Here is an 18,534-nt window from a genome sequence, read left to right on the forward strand (position 1 = left end):
GGAGTCAGACACATGCGCATTATCACGCTTGCCTGCTCGCTCGCTGCGCTGATGGTGGCTTCGCCGCTATCCGCGCAGACCCTCAACGTCGCCTCCGCGGGCGACCAGAACATGGTCGACTACGTCAAGGACTATCTCGGGCCGATGTTCGAGAAGACCCATCCGGGCGTGAAGGTCGTCTCGGTCGGCACCGGCCCCGGCGATTCCGGCTCGCAGAAGATCTATGAGAAGCTCGATGCCCAGAAGGGCGCCGCCGCGACCGATTTCGACGTGCTCGTCATCCATCAGAAGGCCGCCGGCCAGATGGTCAAGGAAGGGCTGCTGAACAAGTACACGGCCAATGTCGACACCTCGAAGCTGGTCTCCAGCGAGACGGCCAAGAACTCGCTCGGCTCGGATGTCTCCGGCTACGTCATGCCGATGTTCCAGTCGCAGACGGCGCTCGCCTACAACGCCGACATGCTGAAGAACCCGCCCGCCAACTTCGCGGAGCTGAAGGAGTGGGTGAAGAAGAACCCGAAGCAGTTCGGCTACAACGGCATCAAGGGCGGGATGTCCGGCGTCGCCTTCGTCGCAGGCTGGGTCTACGCCTTCGGCGGCGACGCCAACAAGCTGATCCAGGGCCCCTATGACGCGGCCGAGAAGGCCAAGTGGGACGCCGCCTTCAGCGAGCTCAAGGACTTCAACAAGAACGCGGTGATCACCCCCGGCAATGCCGGCACGCTCGACATGCTCAATCGCGGCGAGATCGCGATGGGCCCGGTCTGGGTCGACATGTTCTATTCCTGGCAGGCCGACGGCAAGCTGCCGCCGAGCATGAAGCTGAAGCTCGCCTCCCCCGGCATGCCCGGCCAGCCGATGTACTATGCGGTGCCGGAGAAGTCGGCGCAGAAGAAGCTGGCGGAAGAGTTCATCGCGCTCGCCACCAGCCCGCAGGTCCAGGCTGACGGCATCGTCAAGAAGTTCAACTGGTATCCGGGCATCGACGCCAAGAACCTCGAAGGCAAGCTCGACAAGGCCGCCTGGGACAAGCTCTTCACCGACATCACTCCGACCGACCTGTCGCAGAACGCCAAGCCCTTCCCGATCGCGCCCTACTTCAACGACATCCTTGAGGGCTACGAGAAGAAGGTCGCGAACTGAGGTTCGTTCTCTCGAAGGGCCGTCATTCGCGGAGTGCCTCCGCCGTCATCCTCGGGCTCGACCCGAGGATCTCATGACCAGCTCGCTCTGGTTGCCGAGATGGTCGGGTCAAGCCCGACCATGACGGCCTCTCCGGCCCGGCCATGACGGCCTTTTTCCTTTTCGCGTATAGGCGGCAGGTTCGATGTCTCTTTCCCAACGCCAGCTCGCCCTGCTGCTGATCGCGCCGGGCCTCGCGCTCGTCGCGGCGCTGTTCCTCTATCCGCTCTGCTTTTCGCTGATCTCGGCCTTCACAGGCCCGGACGGCGGCTTCTCGCTGCAGGCCTTCGCCAAGGCCTATGAACTCTATTCCGGCGACATCCTCTTCACCGTCGTCATCGTGCTCTCCTCCTGCCTGCTGACGGGGCTTGCCGCCATCATCATCGCCGGCACGCTGACGCTGGGCGAGAACCGCTACATCGTCGGCACGCTCAAGGCGCTCTATCGCTGGCCGCTGTTCATCCCCTTCATCGTCGCGGCGCAGTGCATGCGCACCTTCCTCGCCAAGAACGGGCTGATGAACAATTCCTTCGTCGCCATGGGGCTGATGGAGCCGCTGCAGGCCGTGAGCTTCCTCGACTGGCGCGGCATCATCGCTACCTTCGTCTGGAAGCAGACGCCCTTCGTCGCGCTGCTGCTGGCCGGCGCGCTCGCCGCGCTCGACCGCGCCACGCTTGAGGCCGGCCGCAATCTCGGCGCTTCGCGCATGCGCGTCCTCGTCGAACTCGCGCTGCCGCAGGTGATGCCGCAGCTCCTCGTCGCGCTCGTCCTCTCCTTCGTGACGATGCTCTCGGTGCTCTCGGTGCCGATGATGGTGGCGGGCTCGCAGCCGACGATGCTGACCGTCGACATGGCCTTCCGCATCAACGCCTATGGCGACTACGCCACGGCCAATGCGCTCGGCGTCATCACCTATCTGATCTCGGCCGGCGCGGCGATCATCTACCTCAAGCGCGGCATGGCAAAGGAGGGCACGCCATGATCCGCGCGGTCTCTAGCTTGCGCATGGTCCTCGGCGCCTTCGCGCTCGCGGCCTTCGCCTTCTTCCTGATCGGGCCGCTGGTCAATCTGGCGCTGTGGTCGGTCGCCGAGCGCTGGTACACGCCCTACAAGCTGCCGGTCGTCTATGGCACGCGCTATTGGGAGCAGGTCTTCCGCCCGACCGGCGATGCCATGGCCTCGCTCGCCACCTCGGTCTGGATCGCGGTGCTCACGGTCATCGTCGCGCTCGTGCTCTCGATCCCGGCCGGCTACGCTCTGGCGCGGCTGAAGCTGCCGGCGCGCGCTCTCTTCATGGTCGTGTTCCTGCTGCCGCAGGCCTTTCCATCGGTCGCGATCTACATCAACGTCGCGCGCATCTTCTACCAGCTCGGCATCAACGGCACCGTCTTCGCCGTCGTGCTCGTGCACGCCGCGCACGGCCTGGTCTATTCCGTCTGGATCGCGGCCGCGGCCTTCGCGGCGGTCGACAAGGACCTGGAGCTGGCGGCCCGCAACATCGGCGCCCCGCCGCTCAAGACCTTCTTCTCCGTGACGCTGCCGCTCGCTGCCCCCGGCATCATCGCCAGCGGCATCTTCGTCTTCCTGGAATCGCTCGACGAGTTCACCGGCACCTTCTTCGTCGGCGTGCCGCAGGTCACCACGCTGCCGCTGCTGCTCTACAATGCGGCGATGGGCGGCAACTATCAGGTCGCCTCGATCACGGCGCTGATCCTGCTGGTGCCTTCGGTGCTGTTCATGCTGTTCATCGAGCGCTTCCTGCGCGCCGATGTGCTCGCCAAGGTCGGGGCCTGAGGGGGGAGGGCTTGCGCGCCCCCGGGCGATCCGCAAATCTCCCGCTCCCCCCTGCCTTGCGGATCCGCGATGACGAACGGCGTTGAACTCCCCCCATCCGGGCCAATCCCGGATTCCGTTCCGCGCGGGCGGCCGATCGCCGGGCTCCAGCCCAGCCGGATCGGCTTCGGTGGCGCGCCGCTCGGCGATCTCTACGGCCATCTCAACGAGGTGACGGCGCAGGGCACGGTTCGCGCCGCCTTGGCCGCCGGCATCAACCTCGTCGACACCTCGCCGCTCTATGGCCATGGCCTCTCCGAGCATCGCATCGGCGCGGCGCTCCGCAGCGTGCCGCGCGAGAGTGTCATCGTCTCGACCAAGGTCGGCCGCTGGATGCAGGCCGGCCAGCCGAAGCATGACGGCTCGGGCTATGCCGGCGGCCTGCCGCACCCGGCGGTGATCGACTATTCCTATGACGGCGCGATGCGCTCCTTCGAGCAGTCGCTGCTCCGGCTCGGCACCGACCATATCGACATCCTGCTGATCCACGACGTCGATGTCTGGACCCATGGCGACAGGATGGAGCAGCGCTTCACTGAAGCGATGGACGGCGCCTATCGCGCGCTGGAGAAGCTGCGCGCATCCGGCGCGGTCAAGGCGATCGGCGTCGGCGTCAACGAGGCCGAGATGTGCGCGCGCTTCGCACGTTCAGGCGATTTCGACGTGATGATGCTGGCCGGTCGCTACTCGCTGTTGGAGCAGGGCGCGCTGACGGAATTCCTGCCGCTCGCGCTGGAGAAGAAGATCGCGGTGATGCTGGCCGGTGTCTTCAACTCCGGCATCCTCGCGACCGGCGCCAAGCCCGGTGCGTTCTACAACTATAAGCCGGCGCCGCCGGAGGTGCTGGCCCGCGTCGCCCGGATCGAGGCCGTCTGCGCCGCCCATGGTGTCGCCCTGCCTCAGGCGGCACTCGCCTTCTGCGCCGCCCATCCAGCGGTCGCGACGATCGTGCTCGGCGCCGTCACGCCGCAGGAGGTCAAGCGCAACCTCGACCTCGTCGCGCGGCCGGTGCCGCCCGCGCTCTGGCGTGATCTCAAGTCCGAAGGCCTGCTCGCCGCTGAGGCGCCGGTCCCCCAGGGCTGAGCCCTACTTGGCCACCGGGCCGGGCGCGCCGAGATAGTCGACCGCGCAGGCGACGTGAAGCTTCATCACCGCGATCGCCTCGTCGATGGTGACGTGCTCCTCGTCGGTGCCCATGCTGATCGGGGAGGGGCCGCAGATCAGCGCGGGCACCCCACGCCAGCGCCAGTAACGGGTGTCGGTGCCCCCCAAGCTCGACACCGGCGGCGCGTCATGGCCGAGCAACTCGCGGATGTTGCCACGCAGGATGTTCGCCATCTCGCTGAAGGGATCGGTCAGGCTCGCCGGATAGCTGTGGTCCTCGTTGACGACCATTTCGCAATCGGCCTCGCGGGCGAGCGCTTCGAGGTCGGCGCGGATCGCGTCGCGGTCGGAGCCGATCGGGATGCGCATGTCGAGATGGGCGATGCAATGCGTCGGGATCTGCGTCGCCTTCTGCCCACCCTGCAGGATACCGACATTGACGGTGATGCGCCGGGCGACATCGCCTGCACCTTTGCCGAGATTGAGGTCGGCGGCGGCAATCGTCTCCGGCGAGGTCAGAACCGCATCGATCTCCGGCGGCAGCGTCGCCAGCTTGAGGTGGTAGCGGTCGTAGATCACGGTCACGAGCCGGCTGACATCCGCTATCGGGTTGCGCGCCCGGTGGGCATAGCCGCCATGGCCGCCGATGCTCTTGGCCGAGAGCGAGAAGCGCAGCGTGCCCTTCTCGGTGAAGCGCAGATTGGCAAGCCCGCTCGGCTCGCCATTGAGGCAGCAATCGGCCTCCATCTCGTCTGCGAATTCGTCGAACAGATATTTGGTGCCGTAGCGCCCGCCCGACTGCTCGTCCGAGACCACGGTCAGGGACAGCGCGCCGCTCAGCTTCTCGCGATGGGGATAAAGCTTGCAGTAGGCGAGGATCGAGGCGAGCGTCCCGGTCTTCATGTCGGAGGCGCCGCGGCCCATGATCTTGCCGTCGACGATCTCGGCCTCCCACAGCTTCTCGTTGGTGACCGGGAAGATGTCCATATGGCCGTTGAGGATGAGATGGCGGCCGGGATTGCCGCCCTCCCAGCGGCCGATGATGTTCGGCATCTCCGGCACGAAGGACTCGGTGCGATGCGGCACGCCGGCTTGGTCGAGCAGCTCGCGCACAAAGGCGGCAGCCTCGCGCGTATCGCCCGGCGGGTTGACGCTCTTGATGCGCAGGAAGCGGCGCAACAATTCGACGATCTCGTCGCGGCGATCGTCAATCGCCTGAAGCAGCTCTGCCTTCAGGGCGGCGGTATTCGTGGACATGATGGGTCGTCTTCTTGGTGGTGGCGTTAGGAGGAATGCGAATTCGTGTCAGGCCCGGGCGAGGAGCGACATCGCCCGCGTAAGCTCAGTCTTCTCCAGCCGGGCGGCGACGCAATAGGCGGGGTTGAAGACGTTGGCGATGTCGTAGCGCACCGCCTGACCCAGCAGATGGCTCGCCTCGATCGGATCGACGCCGAGGTCCTCGCCGACCCAGCGCAGCAGTTCCGTGGTGGCGAATTGCAAGGGCTGGTCGAGCGGGCGCCCGGCAGCGATCACCAGGAGGTCGGTCTCGGTCTCGCAGCGCGGCCAGCGCAGCCCGAGCTTCTTCACGAGCTTCACCGAGAACTCGACCTCGAACGAGGTCTCGACGCCGGTGCCGGCGATCTCGCCGTCGCCCTGGCAGGCATGGCCGTCGCCGAGGAAGAACAGCGCGCCCGCCTCGAAGACCGGGAAGGCGATGGTCGCGCCCGGCCCGAACAGCCGGTAGTCCATATTGCCGCCATAGGCGCCGCTCGTCGCGGTCGAGATCGCCTGGCCGCGCTCCGGCGCGACGCCGAAGCAGCCGAGCATCGGCGCGAGCGGGAAGCTCCAGTCTTTGATGCGGGCGGAGGGCTCCAGGAGCTTCACGGTGCCGGCCTCGGCATCGACAGCCCACTCGTAGCGCTCGCGCTTCGGCAGTTCTGCCAGGATCGACGGGTCGAGCACGGCAGGCGCCAGCGGCGAATAGGTCCAGCCGGTCTTCCGGTTCGGAGTCATCCGCTCGATGGTAACGAGCAGCGCGTCGCCCGGCTCGGCGCCGGTGACGAAGAACGGGCCGGTCATCGGGTTGCCGCGCGGCGCTTGCTGCACGCCGTCATGGCCGAAGCCGGCGGCATCGAGCGTGGTGGTGACCACGCTGTCGCCGCTGGCGATCTCCAGAACCGGGGGCAGGGTGCCGATCACGTTCGAATAGCGGGTCGGGACGAAGTGATGGCGCGCCATGAAAGCCTTCCGGAGCAGGTTCGCGTCGATGTCGTGGCCGGGCGTTGGCCGCCCGGCGCACAGACCGTAGGGGCTCGCCCATTCCGTGAGAAGCGCTTGCCGGCGAAGGGGCGCCCTGCGTCAGGCTCGCCCCGGCTTGTCCGGCGGAGGCCTCAGTCCCTCAAGCCCTGGATGATCGGGCTTCGATAGGAGATCGCCGCCGGCAACAGCGCGAGCAGGCTTCCCACGACGCAGAGCAGGCCCGCCTGCGCGAGCTCGCCCAGGCCGATCGCAGGAGAGAGCGAAAGCCCCGTGCGAGCCGCGACGAGGCCCGAGATCGCATGGGTCGCGATCACGCCCAGCACCAGCCCGGCGACGCAGCCCGCGGCGATCAGGACGATCGTGCCGATCCACGTGACCAGCAGCACATAGGAGCGCGGCGCGCCGAGCGCCCGAAGCGTCGCATAGCGACGCCGGCGCAGCCCGTTCACGGCAATGAGGAGAAGCACGACGCTGGCAAGGATCAACACCGCGTTGGAGGCGGAGGCGACGACGAGGATGTCCCGCATGTCGCCGAGCGCTCCGTAGAGCGAGACGAGAACCTCTGCCGGGAAGAAGGCCATGGTTCCGCCCTGCCGGTATTGCGCGCGCAGCGCATAGGCGCCGGCGACGCTTTTTGGCTTCACCACGATCGCCGGAACGCCCGGCACGCGCTTGCCGTCGAAGGGCGGCCCGATCCGGGCTTGCTCGGCCGGGCGTCGATCGCCTGTGCCCGACCCGGCGTGCCAGAACGGAGCGTCGCCGCGCGCCTCCTCGGCATGGCCGTTGCCGAGGCCATGGACCTCCCAGACGCTCTCGATCGGCACCAAGATGGCGCGGTCCCAGGGCGAACCCAGCCGCGGCAGCCGGCCCACGGCGGTATAGCCATGGCCCTCGTGTCTGTGGCTGAGTTCCTCCTCGTCGGCCTGGCCGGGTCTGGACACATGGCCGGCGACGCCGTGGGAGGGTTCGATCGTGTCGCCCAGCCGGTAAAGGACATCGGCGCCGAGCACGGCTTCGCCTTCCGTCGTGAAAAGCCGGCCTTCGCTCGGCGCGATCCGGCCCCATCGAGAGGCAAGGGCGGCCGTCGTGCCGACGACGGGATAGCCGCGGCTGACATCGCCGAAGGCGACCGGCGCGAAACTCCCGGCGCGCTCGTCCAGCGCCAGCGCCTTGAGGACCCGCCCGTCGACCAGCGGCAGCGCGTCGAGCTGCAGATAGACACTCGACATCAGCAACTGCGTCTGGCTGCCGGGAGCGCCGATGATCAGGTCGAAATCATCGGCAGCCCGGGCCGAACCCTGGCGCAGTGCCCGTTCCTGCGCGCCGATCGCGATCCCGGTGGCGACTGCGAGCGCAACGAGCAGCATGATCGCCGGCGCGGTCCAGCGCAGGGCCCGCAGATCGGCCAGCACCATCGGCCAGGGGTTCATGCCGCGTGTCCCGCCCTGAGATCGAGCCTCTGCGCCAGCCGAGCGAGCAGGCGCGGGTCATGCGATGCGCAGATAAGGGTGGCGCCGCTCTCCTGCGCAGTCTCGGTGAGCAGGTCCGCGACGCCATCGGCGTGATCGGCGTCGAGGCTGGCGGTCGGTTCGTCGGCCAGGATCAGGCGCGGTGCGTTGAAGAGCGCGCGGGCGATCGCGACGCGCTGCTGCTCGCCGCGCGAGAGAACCGCTGCCCGCGGGTGAGGGTCCTTCAGCCCGACGCGGGATGCCAACGCGAGGGCGCGTTCGCGGCCGGACGCCCTCAGGCGCCAGGAGGAGAAGCTCGCAGGCAAGGCGATGTTGCCGGCGACATCGAGCTCCGGCACCAGATGGAAATCCTGGAAGACGAAGCCGAGGGTCTGCCTGCGCCAGCGGTCGCGCCGCGCTTCCGGCAAGCTGGAGACCTCGGTCTCGCCCCAGCGCACCGAGCCGGTGCCAGGGCGCAGCAAGCCGGCGATCAGATGAAGCAGCGTGGACTTGCCGCAGCCGGACGGGCCGCTGATGCCGAGCGCGGCGCCGGGCTCGATCACCAGCGCGGGAATATCGAGAACGCGGAAGGACTGCCCATCGCCGTCGCGGTGATCCAGTGCGATATCAGCGAGAACGAGCCGTTGCGCGCTCGCCTCAGGCGAGGGAGAAGCCGGCATCGGCGATCCTGATCTGGCTGACGAAGCCGGTCTCGGCATCGGTCGCGGAGCCGATCTCCAGCCGCCCGCTTACCGCGACCTTGCGGCCGGCGCTGACCATCGCCGTCTCGTTCTTCATGAACACGACGACGATGTCGACCGGCCAGTCGGCGTCGGACTGGCAGAACGGGCAGATGGCGAGCGGTTCGCGCGTCAGCACGAAGAAATGGCTTTCCGGCTTCAGCGGCGGCGCCATGTAGCCGACCATGCGCACGGCCTTGCCGCGCAGGGCCGTGACCCTGTCGGAGAACTGGAAGCCCAGAACCCCGAAAGACTTGTAGAGCCCGTCGAAGGAGATCGACTCCGTCTCGGCGGCGGCGCGGGCCGGCCCGCCAAGGCTCGCCGCCGCGAGGCCGAACACGGCCCCGCGGCGGGTGATGGTCACGATGGGGTTTCGCCGGCGCATGGATGCCTCCGCAGCCCCGATCATCGGCTCACTTGCCGCCGAGAGCCAGCGCTTCGGTCATGACGCGGAACACGAATGTGTTGGGCTTGTGGCCGCGGAAGCGCTCCGCGCCGGGGCCCATCGCGGTCAGGATCACGTCGTCGGCCGAGTGGACGCCGCTATTGGCGTCGAGCGGGAGATTGCCGACCTTGCGTGTGGCGAGCGGACCCGAGCAGTCCTTCTCGTTGGCGATATTCGCCTTGCCGTCCGGGCCCTTCACGGCCGGAACGCGCTCGCCATCCATGGCGGGGCGGCCGGTGTCGCAGGTGTCCGGATACGAGCCATAGACGACGGCCAGGCGACGCGAGGTGTTGATGTCGGTCGGATAGCCCTCGGCATCGAGCGGGCCGTAGTTCGGCGGCAGCGACTCGTTGTAGACGCCGAGCTTGTCGCGCAGCTGCTGGCCGGGGCGCTCGTCGTCATAGGTGCCGATGATCGAGATCGGATGGGCGTGGTCGGGGACGACGATGATCAGCGTGTCGTTGCGCTCGCCGGCGAAGTCCTTGGCGACCTTCACCGCGTTGTCGAGCATGATCGTGTCGAAAACCGAGCGCTCCCAGTCCAGCGAGTGGCTGTACTTGTCGATGCGGGCGGATTCGACCATCAGCAGGAAGCCTTCGGGATTGCCCTTCAGCATGTCGATGGCGGCCTTGGTCTGCTCGACGACATCAGGCTGGTCCGGGAACTTCGAAATCGTGCCCTTCTTGGCGAGGCGCAGGTCGAAGGCGCCGTCGATATTGCCGGTGTTGTAGAGGCCGAGCAGCTTCTTCTGGCCGGCGGCGACCGCCGCGTTCATTTCGGTCTTGGTCGTGGCGAGGGTGTAGCCGGCTTCCTTGAACTTCGCGATGAAATCCTGATCGTCGGTGCGCTTCGAGCCCGGCGTCGCCTTGGACAGKAAGTTCGGCGAACCGCCGCCCATGATCACGTCGGGCTTCACGTCGAAGAACATCTTGACGATGTCGTTGAAGTCCGAGCGGCGGCGGGTATGGGCGACCATCGACGCGGGGGTCGCGTCCTCGATCTCGGAGTTGGTCACGACGCCGACGGACATGCCGGTGCGGCGCTTGGCGAGCTCGGCAATGGTCTCGACCTTCGGATGGTCGAGGGTCAGCGCGTTCTTGGCGCAGTAGACGCCGAGCGCGTTGACGCAGGATTTATGGCCGGTGGTGTAGGCATGCGCGGCATTGGCGCTGTCGGTCACGATCGAGTCGGTGCCCGAGGTCGAGATCAGCGCCATGTTGGACATGTCGTCCATGGCGAGCTCGCCGTCATATTTGCCTTCCTTCCAGCCCTTGGAGAGGATGCGCGCGGCGGTGCGATTGGCGACCGACATGCCGTCGCCGATGAAGAGGATGACGTTCTTGGCGCGGCGCGGCTGTGCCGTGGCGAAGACGTCCCAGTTCACGGTCGCCTTGTTGCCGCCCTGCGTGGCTTCCACCACATAGCGGCCGGCCGGCAGCGAAGCGCCGCGCAGCCACAGGGCGGAGTGCTTCTGGCCCTCCTCGCTCTGGATGAAGCTGGTCGGGCGGCCGAACACCTCGGCGGCCGGCTTGCCGTTGATGGTGACGTTCACATCGGCCGAGGTTGGCGCATTCGGGAACTCGACCTTGAAATCGAAGCGCGAGCCTTCGAGGATCTCGGCACGGTCGATCGGATAGACGGTCTGCGCGGCGGCCGACCCTCCCGTGACGCCCGCGGCGAGGATCGCCGCCAGCCATTGATATGCGCGCATTGTGGTTCTCCGCCTAAATGCTCGTGCCGGTGGCCCTCGCCTAAGGCCGGAACGTGACAGTTTGAACAAACTCGCGGCGACCGGGCCGCGCGATTTTCGGTTCCGTCCATCCGCCTGTCATTGGGGCCCGGCGGCGAGAGGCGGACGCATCGGCGCGAACGATATTGGGAACAATTTGAACGAAATCGCGACCCCTGTCTTAGGAACAGGCCGGCATGCTGGCGGCTGTTCACCGAGGAAAAGACATGGATATTTTCAGCATGCTGGGCCTGATCGGCTTCATTGCGCTGGCCTATGCATTCAAGCTGGCGACGGAGAGCGTGACCTAAGGATAAAGCTACCGGGGCTGGCGCATCCGGGCGCATGCAGGTAAGGATTGATTTACCTTACGTTGCGCCAGGCTGCCAACATGATCGACGTCGCTCTCAACCTGCTCGGCATAGTCGCGTTCAGCCTGCTCGGCTATGCGATGCTCATGGCGGTCAGAGGCCCGAAAGCCGAGGCTTGAATCGGAATGGCGCGCCAGCCATTCGTGCTTCTGCTTTGAATGGTCGTGCAGCCGCCTTTGCGGCAGGGCGATGCATGTTCGCGCTCAATCCCGATCCTGATTTGACCGGCTCTCGCTGAGAGCGATGGGGATCGCGACTCCCAGGCGGCGAGCGCGGCTGCGCAACGCATCGAGCGTTTCTCCTCCCAGGCGAGAGGAGCCGTCGAAACGGCTTCTGGCCTGGACTGCGCGATCTCCCGGCAGACGCGCGGGGCCGGCGCCCGGAGCCGTCCGCGAGCTGCGGATGCGATCGGCAAAACCGGAGGCGGCAGCCTCGAATTCCGCAAGGGGCCGCAACCCTTCGACCTGGATCGCCATGAACAGGTTGGCGCTGCCATAGGCGCGGGCGAGGTCGCCATAGAGTGGCTGCACCGCCTCGCCGATGCCGCCGGCCGAGAGCCCGCCGGCCAAAAGGTCGACCATCACGGCAAGGCCGAAGCCCTTGGCCCCCGCGGCTGGCAGGAGCGTGCCCAGCAGCGCCTCTCGAGCGTCCCGTGTCGGCTGGCCTTCCGCCGTCTGCGCCCAGCCCTCCGGAATCGACTCGCCCTTGCCGGCAGCCAGCCTGATCTTGCCCATGGCGCCCGCGCTCATCGCGAAATCCAGCGTAATGGGTTCTCTGCCCGTCGGGACCGCGATCGCCAGCGGATTGTTGCCGACGACGGCTTCGACAGCGCCGGGGGCCGGCAGCATGGGCCGTGTATTGGCCATGACGATGCCGATCTGTCCGCTCAGCGCGATCTTCCGCGCGAAGCGTCCGGCCGCGCCGAAATGGAAGGCGTTGCGCACCGCCACCACCGCAACGCCATGCGCGGTGGCCCGCTCCGTTGCGATCTCGCAGGCCCGCTCGGCCGTGACCTGCCCCAGCCCGTTCCCGGCATCGATCGTCAGGCGCGAGCCCAGATCCGCGACGATCTCGCCCCTCGCGCGTGGATCGACGGAGCCTCCTGCGATCCGGTCCAGATACATCGGAAGGTGCAGCAAGCCGTGCGAGGCCAATCCCTCGATATCCGCATCGACGAGAGCCTCGGCCACCAGGGTCGCATTGTCGGACGGCGCCCCGGCCGCTTCGAGCAGCGAGACGGCGAAGCCCTTCAGGATTTTCGCAGGATAGACATCCGAAACCGACATCGCTTCGCCTCGATGCAGCACGCCCGGCGCGATGACCGGGCGTACAAGCCAGTTTTCAAATCCCGGCAGAGCCGGATCGGGACGATGTCGCTCAGCGCGCCGGTGGAGCGTATTGCAGGCCGCCGGCGGTCCAGAGCTTGTTGAGGCCGCGCCCGATGCCGAGCTTCGAGCCGGCGCCGACATTGCGCTCGTAGACTTCGCCGTAATTGCCGACCTGCTTGACGATCTGCAGCGCCCAATCGGGCTTCAGCCCCATCGACTCGCCGAAATTGCCGTTGCCGCCGAGCAGGCGCTGGGCTTCAGGAGAACCGGTGCGCTTCTGCTCCTCCGCATTGGCGGCGGTGATGCCGAGTTCCTCGGCATTGATCATGGCGTAAAGCGACCAGCGCACGATGCTGGTCCAGGTCTCGTCGCCCTGACGCACGACCGGGCCGAGCGGCTCCTTCGAGATCAGCTCCGGCAGGATGACGTATTCGGCCGGGTTGACCAGCTTGAGCCGGTAGGCGGAGAGCGCCGAGACGTCGTTGCTGAACACGTCGCAACGGCCGGATTCGAAGGCCTTGGCGACCTGGTCGCCGGATTCGAAGGCGACGCCCTCGTATTTCATGCCGTTCGCCCGGAAATAATCGGCGATGTTGAGCTCCGTCGTGGTGCCCGTCGGCACGCAGACCGAGGCGCCGTTAAGGTCCTTGGCCGAGGCGATGTTCTGCGACTTGCGGACCATGAAACCCTGTCCGTCATAATAGGCGATGCCGACATAGCGCAGGCCCATCTGGGTATCGCGGCCGAGGGTCCATGTCGCCTGCCGGGACAGGACGTCGATTTCGCCCGTCTGCAGGGCGACGAAACGGTCCTTCGGGCTGAGCGGGGTGTAGCGCACCTTCCCGGCATCGCCGAGGACGGCGGCCGCGACCGCGCGGCAGATGTCGACATCGAAGCCGCCCCAGCGCCCCTTCTCGTCGGGGACGGAGAAGCCGGCCACGCCCGGGCTAACGCCGCAGACCAGTTCGCCGCGATTCCTGACATTTTCGAGCGAACCGGCAGCGGCAGGCAGGGCGGAGGCGGCCAGCAGGCCGGCGATCAGCAGGAGGCGCTTCTTCATTTGGGATGGCCTTTCAGACGGTGCGATCCGCCGCTTCATTGAACCTGGCTCGATCTTGCCGCCTTTCTGACCAAAGGGCAGGCACGCATCAATGCATTTCGAAGCGTGAAACGCGGCAACTTCCGGCCGCGCTCGGCAGAGCTGGTGCCATCATCGCCGCAACCGAAACCGGCACGTTGCAGCATGCAAGCTCCCGCACCCAACAGCTTCCGCCAGCGCCTTCTCAGCGGCGCCTTCCTGGCCGGCAGCTTCATCAAGACACCCACCGCCCACGCCACCGAAATCCTCGGCAATAGCGGCTTTGACTTCGTCGTCGTCGACCAGGAACACGCCCCCTTCGACCGCAACGCGACCGATATCGCGCTGCTGGCGGCGCGCGCGGCCGGCATCTCCGGAGTCGTCCGCGTTCCCACGCTCGCGACGGACGCGATCCTGTCGGTGCTCGACTGCGGCGCCGTCGGGGTCCTCGCGCCCCATATCGCTGATGTGGCCGATGCCGAGGCGCTCGTCGCCGCCTGCCGTTATCGCGGCGGCCGGCGCGGCTTCTCCGGCGTCACCCGCGCCGGCCGCTATGGCGGCTCGAAGATGTGGGACCTCGTCGATGCCTCCGACGCGGCCGTAGCCACCATCGCCATGATCGAGGACCCGTCGGCCATCGAACGGATCGACGCGATCCTCGCAGTCGAGGGACTGGATGCGGTCTTCATCGGTCGCGGTGATCTCACGGTCGCCTTCGGCGCGCCCAATCGCGACGCTCCGGTGGTTCGCGATGCTGTGGACGCGATCTTCCGGGCGGCGAAAGCGGCCGGGAAGCCGGTCTGCGTGATGACGGATAATGGCGAAGAATCCGCCGCCTTCGCCGAGCGCGGCGCCAGCGCCTTCATCCTTTCTTCGGACCAGGGCTTTTTGCGCAAGGCCGCAACCGACGCGCTCTCACAAATGCAGGCAGCCCGAAGCCGGGTCGAAGCCTCCGCAGCGCGATAGGAGTACCGAACCCGTGTCGAACTATCCTTCCAGCGATCCACGCTCGCAATTGTCGGCGCAGCCGGCGGCCAAGGCACCTGCGGTCAAAGCCTATGCCGGCGCCGACTACGCCCGCTTCTATGCGCAGGAGCCGCAGCAGGCCGGCGACGGTTTCAAGACCTGGCTGGCGCGCGGGCAGAACTTCATCGTCGCCTATTCCGATGTCGAGGCCGGAGCCGTGCTGGAGCGAGCATCGCAGCCCGACGAGTATTGCCTGATCCTGCCCGAGAAGACGCTCGGTGCGACGGTTTCCGCCGGGGGCGCGACCGTCGACGTGCCGGGCGGCTCGATCGCATTCATCCCGCCGGGCGCATCGCGCATCACGACGACGGGCACGGGCCGCCTCATTCGCATCTTCTCCAGCGCCGCGCCCGATCTCGCGGCAGCCTGCTCCAACGCGGCTTCCTACGCGCAGCCCCACGCCAATGTCGCGCTGCTCAAGCCCTGGCCGGAGCCGACAGGCGGCTGGAAGATCCGCAGCTACAGTCTCGATGCCAGTGGCGGCGAAGGGCGCTTCGGGCGCATCTTCCGCTGCACCACGCTGATGGTGAACATCCTCGATCCGCGCATGGGCTTGCGCGACATCACCGCGCTCTCGCCGCATCACCATGACGATTTCGAGCAGGGCTCGCTCGTCATCGACGGCGGTTATATCCACGACATCCGCTGGCCCTGGACGCCGGACATGCGGATCTGGCGCGAGGACGAGCACGAGCTGATGGCCGCGCCCTCGCTCACCGTCATCCCGCCGCCGTCGATCCACACCTCGCGCTCGGTCCTGCCCGGGCTGAACCAGATGATCGACATCTTCTCCCCACCCCGCCTGGATTTCTCGCAGAAGCCCGGCTGGGTCATCAACGCCGCGGATTATCCGATGCCCGGCGAAACCGCGTGAGGGCCACGGACATGACTGCCACTGCCATGAATGCCGATGCGCGCAGCCGCCAGATCGCCGACCTCCTCGTCGGCGCTGTTGACCTGCATTGCCATAGCGGCCCGGCCGCGATGCCGCGCATCCTCGACCATCACGAGGCGATGCTGGACGCTGCCGAGGCGAAGTTCCGCGCCGTCGTCTACAAGGACCATTTCTATCTCGGCACGGCGCATGCGATCCTGCTGGAGAAGCTCGTGCCGGATACCGGCGTCAGGCTGTTCTCCGGCATCGCGCTGAACAATGCCTCGGGCGGATTCAACCCGCATGCAGTCGACCATGCCATCAAGCTCGGCGGCAAGATCGTCTGGCTGCCGACGCTCTCGGCCAAGAACCATATCGACGTGCTCGCCTCGGGCGCTGTGAAGACCTTCCCTAAGACCGCGCAGAAGATGCTCGATCCGATCCCGCTGACGGCCTTCGGCGCGGATGGCAAGCTCATCGACGAGGTCAAGCAGATCCTCGACCTGATCGCGGCCGGCGACATCATCCTCGCCGGCGGCCATCTCTCGACGCCGGAGCTTTTCGCGGTGTTCGAGGAAGCGAGGGCGCGCGGCGTGAAGAAGCTGCTCGTCAATCACCCGACCTACATGGTCAACCATTGCAGCGATGCGGAAATCCGCCATCTCGTCGATCTCGGCGCGGTGATGGAGCATTCGATCTGCATGTTCGTCGAAGGCAAGTCGAAGAAGTTCGAACCGTCGGAGCTGCGCCGCGTCATCGAGGTCGCCGGCGTCGAGAAGACCGTGCTGTGCTCCGATCTCGGCCTCGTCGGCTCGCCGCGCCCGGTCGACGGCTATCGCGAGATCGTCGGCCATCTGCTCGACCTGCAGTTCACGGAAGCCGAGATCAAGCGAATGACCGGCGGCCATGCGGCGGAGCTGCTGGGGTTGGACGGTGCTTAGGACCCAACCCGATCCATCTCTAGTCTCGCGGACTCTTCTTCCGGGTAGGAGCGTTGGAAAAATGAAGGGCGCGGGGAACCCTTCTCCCGGATGGGAGAAGGGCAGGGATGAGGGCCTGTCCTACCGCAGGAGACACAACGGGACCGCCGCGCTCCAATGAACAGCGGCGGTCCCTCGCCCCTGCCCGTCTCCCATCCGGGAGAGGGGTTCTCCGCGCGCATCCCTGCGCCATCGTTAGCTGGAAAACCTAGTCGAGTGAAATCCCCGCGGCCTTGATCACGTCCCCCCACCGCGCGATTTCCTGCGTCTGTGCGGCCCGCAGAGCGGCGGCATCGCCGGTGCGGGCCCGCACGCCGATCACTGCGAGTTTTTCGCGCCCCTCGGCACTGTCGACATAGGCGCGGGTGATCGCGGCGAGGCGCGTCGCCACCGGCTCGGGCAGCCCCTTGGGGCCAACGAGCCCGAACCAGCCCGTCGCGTTGACATCCGCAAGCCCCGCCTCCGCCACGGTCGGTACCTCAGGCAGTTGCGGGGCGCGTTGGTCGCTGGTGACCGCGAGCGCGCGGATTGCGCCGCTCTTCACATGCGGGATGTAGCTCGGCAGGAAATCGATGGCGACATTGACGGTCCCCGCCAGCAAATCGGTCGCGAGCGGCGCCGAACCGCGATAGGGCACATGCGTCATCTCGAAGCCGGCCTTGCGCTGGATCAGCTCGCCCGTGATGTGCCCCATCAGGCCGAAGCCCGGGCTGCCGAAGGTCAGCTTGCCCGGATTGGCTTTCCCATAGGCGACGAGCTCCGCGAAGGACGAAACCGGCAACGAAGGATGCACCGCAACGATGCCCTGGACGTCGCCGAGCAACGCGATCGGCGTGAAATCGGCGAGCGGATCGAAGGACAGCTTCTTGTAGAGCAGCTTGTTGGTCGCGAGCGGTCCCGAGGACGAGAACATCAGCGTATAGCCGTCCGGCGCTGCCCTGACGACGCTGGTCGCCGCGATGTTGCCGCCGGCGCCCGTCTTGTTCTCGACGACGAAGCCCTGCCCCAGTTCGCCACGCAGCCGCTCCGCCAGCAGCCGGGCGACGACATCGGTAGAGGCGCCGGCCGGGAAGGGAACGACGATGTTGGTGGGGCGGCTCGGCCAGGTGTCGGCGAGTGCCTGCCGCTGGCCGGCCAGAAGCCCGGCTCCAGCAATCGAGGCCATAAAACTGCGGCGTGAGAGCTGTCGCTCCATCGAGATCTCCTCCGGACAACGCCTCTTCGGACGTGTTGGCCGGAGACTAGGGGCCGCCGGCCGGCGGCCCGCGGAAAAGGCAGGCTATTTCTCACCTTGAAATGCGACGCCCATCGACTGCGACAGCGCTTCGAGCTGTGCCTCGATGCTGGCCGCAGCCTTCTTCAGGGGATGGATGATCCGCGCCTTGTCGTCGGGGTTCGCCACGGCCGCGCGAAAGAAGGTGACTCCGAAGGTCGCGAGCACCCGCTCGCCGAGCCTGATAGGTACCGCGACCGTGGCCGAGTTGCGTGGCTCGGCGGCCGCATCCCGCTCGGTATAGCCGCGCCAGCGGGCCTGCGCGATCAGCTGTTCGATATCCTCGTCCGTCAGGCTGCTATTCTCGGGGTCGGAGGAGGCCCGCATCGCCGCGAGCAGCACGGCGCGCTCCTCATCCGGGCAGAAGGCGAGATAGGCGCGCCCGAGCGCCCGGCCGCCGAGGCTCAGGCGATAGCCCAGCGTCGCATGGAAAGGCGAGATCGGGCTGTCGGGAATCGTGCTGAAGCGGACGATGACGGCGTCATAGTCGAGCAGGCACACGGCGCAGGGCCATTTGATCTGGCGGGTCAGCGCCGTCGCCCAGGGGCGGGCGGCCTCGATCACCATTGGCGCGCCGTGGAAGCCAGAGCTCAGATGCGCCACCTGCGACGTGACAAGATAGCCGCGCATCCGCTCGTCGCGCGTCACGTAGCCGGCTTCGATCAGCGTCTCGAGCAGGCGCACGATGGTCGGCTTCGGCAGGCCGGTGCGGCGATGCAATTCGCCGACGGTGGCCGCGCTCAAGCGATTGACTTCGGTCAGCAGCCTGAGGGCCTTGAGAACGGATTGAACGGGCGCGAACGAGAACACTCTGCGGAGTCCGGCATGACGGAGACGAACGCCGACTCTAGAGCAGATTGCCCC

At 67.0% G+C, this 18,534-nt stretch carries 17 protein-coding genes; 7 read left to right on the forward strand and 10 right to left on the reverse strand.

The window, feature by feature from the left end; translation table 11 throughout:
- The first annotated feature begins 12 nt into the window (after positions 1-12).
- From AC1DDA_RS21905 to AC1DDA_RS21920, 4 genes are all read left to right on the forward strand, one after another.
- Entirely contained in the window at positions 13-1,143 is a 1,131-nt protein-coding gene (locus tag AC1DDA_RS21905; protein WP_441509312.1) for an ABC transporter substrate-binding protein, read from the forward strand.
- 184 nt (positions 1,144-1,327) lie between these two features.
- A complete protein-coding gene (locus tag AC1DDA_RS21910) occupies positions 1,328-2,164 on the forward strand; it encodes an ABC transporter permease (RefSeq protein ID WP_441509311.1) in 837 nt (278 codons plus the stop codon).
- A complete protein-coding gene (locus AC1DDA_RS21915) occupies positions 2,161-2,976 on the forward strand; it encodes an ABC transporter permease (RefSeq protein WP_476797366.1) in 816 nt (271 codons plus the stop codon). The genes AC1DDA_RS21910 and AC1DDA_RS21915 overlap by 4 nt, the downstream gene beginning before the upstream one ends.
- 69 nt (positions 2,977-3,045) lie before the next feature.
- Positions 3,046-4,098, forward strand: a complete 1,053-nt coding sequence (locus AC1DDA_RS21920; RefSeq protein WP_476797367.1) for an aldo/keto reductase — start codon at positions 3,046-3,048, stop codon at positions 4,096-4,098.
- A gap of 3 nt (positions 4,099-4,101) precedes the next feature.
- Here the strand turns inward: AC1DDA_RS21920 and AC1DDA_RS21925 are convergent, their stop codons facing one another.
- The 8 genes from AC1DDA_RS21925 to AC1DDA_RS21960 form a co-directional block, all read right to left on the reverse strand.
- Entirely contained in the window at positions 4,102-5,376 is a 1,275-nt protein-coding gene (locus tag AC1DDA_RS21925) for a M20/M25/M40 family metallo-hydrolase (RefSeq protein WP_476797368.1), read from the reverse strand.
- 48 nt (positions 5,377-5,424) lie between these two features.
- Complete coding sequence (locus tag AC1DDA_RS21930) at positions 5,425-6,357, reverse strand: acetamidase/formamidase family protein (RefSeq protein ID WP_476797369.1); 933 nt, start codon at positions 6,355-6,357, stop codon at positions 5,425-5,427.
- Between the two features lie 152 nt (positions 6,358-6,509).
- Positions 6,510-7,808, reverse strand: a complete 1,299-nt coding sequence (locus AC1DDA_RS21935; RefSeq protein ID WP_476797370.1) for an FtsX-like permease family protein — start codon at positions 7,806-7,808, stop codon at positions 6,510-6,512.
- Complete coding sequence (locus tag AC1DDA_RS21940; protein WP_476797371.1) at positions 7,805-8,506, reverse strand: ABC transporter ATP-binding protein; 702 nt, start codon at positions 8,504-8,506, stop codon at positions 7,805-7,807. The genes AC1DDA_RS21935 and AC1DDA_RS21940 overlap by 4 nt, the downstream gene beginning before the upstream one ends.
- Positions 8,484-8,951 (reverse strand): hypothetical protein, encoded by a 468-nt coding sequence (locus AC1DDA_RS21945; protein ID WP_476797372.1) that lies wholly within the window; start codon positions 8,949-8,951, stop codon positions 8,484-8,486. Before AC1DDA_RS21945 ends, AC1DDA_RS21940 begins: the two co-directional genes overlap by 23 nt.
- A 28-nt stretch (positions 8,952-8,979) precedes the next feature.
- The gene (locus AC1DDA_RS21950) at positions 8,980-10,722 is read right to left on the reverse strand and encodes an alkaline phosphatase (protein ID WP_476797373.1); all 1,743 of its coding nucleotides are present in this window, start codon (positions 10,720-10,722) and stop codon (positions 8,980-8,982) included.
- Positions 10,723-11,314: 592 nt separating this feature from the next.
- Positions 11,315-12,397, reverse strand: coding sequence for an Ldh family oxidoreductase (locus AC1DDA_RS21955; protein ID WP_476797374.1), 1,083 nt, complete (start codon positions 12,395-12,397; stop codon positions 11,315-11,317).
- A gap of 91 nt (positions 12,398-12,488) precedes the next feature.
- Positions 12,489-13,499: an amino acid ABC transporter substrate-binding protein gene (locus AC1DDA_RS21960; RefSeq protein WP_441509301.1), complete on the reverse strand. Its 1,011-nt coding sequence runs from the start codon at positions 13,497-13,499 to the stop codon at positions 12,489-12,491.
- A 183-nt stretch (positions 13,500-13,682) separates the two neighbouring features.
- Here AC1DDA_RS21960 and AC1DDA_RS21965 point away from each other — a divergent pair, with 183 nt between their 5' ends.
- The 3 genes from AC1DDA_RS21965 to AC1DDA_RS21975 are packed head-to-tail and all read left to right on the forward strand — an operon-like array spanning position 13,683 to position 16,358.
- Positions 13,683-14,483: an HpcH/HpaI aldolase family protein gene (locus tag AC1DDA_RS21965; protein WP_476797375.1), complete on the forward strand. Its 801-nt coding sequence runs from the start codon at positions 13,683-13,685 to the stop codon at positions 14,481-14,483.
- A 13-nt stretch (positions 14,484-14,496) separates the two neighbouring features.
- Positions 14,497-15,417, forward strand: coding sequence for a cupin domain-containing protein (locus tag AC1DDA_RS21970; protein WP_476797376.1), 921 nt, complete (start codon positions 14,497-14,499; stop codon positions 15,415-15,417).
- Between the two features lie 11 nt (positions 15,418-15,428).
- Positions 15,429-16,358, forward strand: a complete 930-nt coding sequence (locus AC1DDA_RS21975) for a DUF6282 family protein (protein WP_476797377.1) — start codon at positions 15,429-15,431, stop codon at positions 16,356-16,358.
- Between the two features lie 247 nt (positions 16,359-16,605).
- Here AC1DDA_RS21975 and AC1DDA_RS21980 read toward each other — a convergent pair whose 3' ends face one another.
- Both AC1DDA_RS21980 and AC1DDA_RS21985 read right to left on the reverse strand, forming a co-directional pair.
- Positions 16,606-17,592: a Bug family tripartite tricarboxylate transporter substrate binding protein gene (locus AC1DDA_RS21980; RefSeq protein ID WP_476797378.1), complete on the reverse strand. Its 987-nt coding sequence runs from the start codon at positions 17,590-17,592 to the stop codon at positions 16,606-16,608.
- Between the two features lie 84 nt (positions 17,593-17,676).
- Entirely contained in the window at positions 17,677-18,480 is an 804-nt protein-coding gene (locus AC1DDA_RS21985; protein ID WP_476797379.1) for a DNA-binding transcriptional regulator, read from the reverse strand.
- Positions 18,481-18,534: the final 54 nt, after the last annotated feature.

This window comes from Allobosea sp. 10N428 (assembly GCF_056394545.1).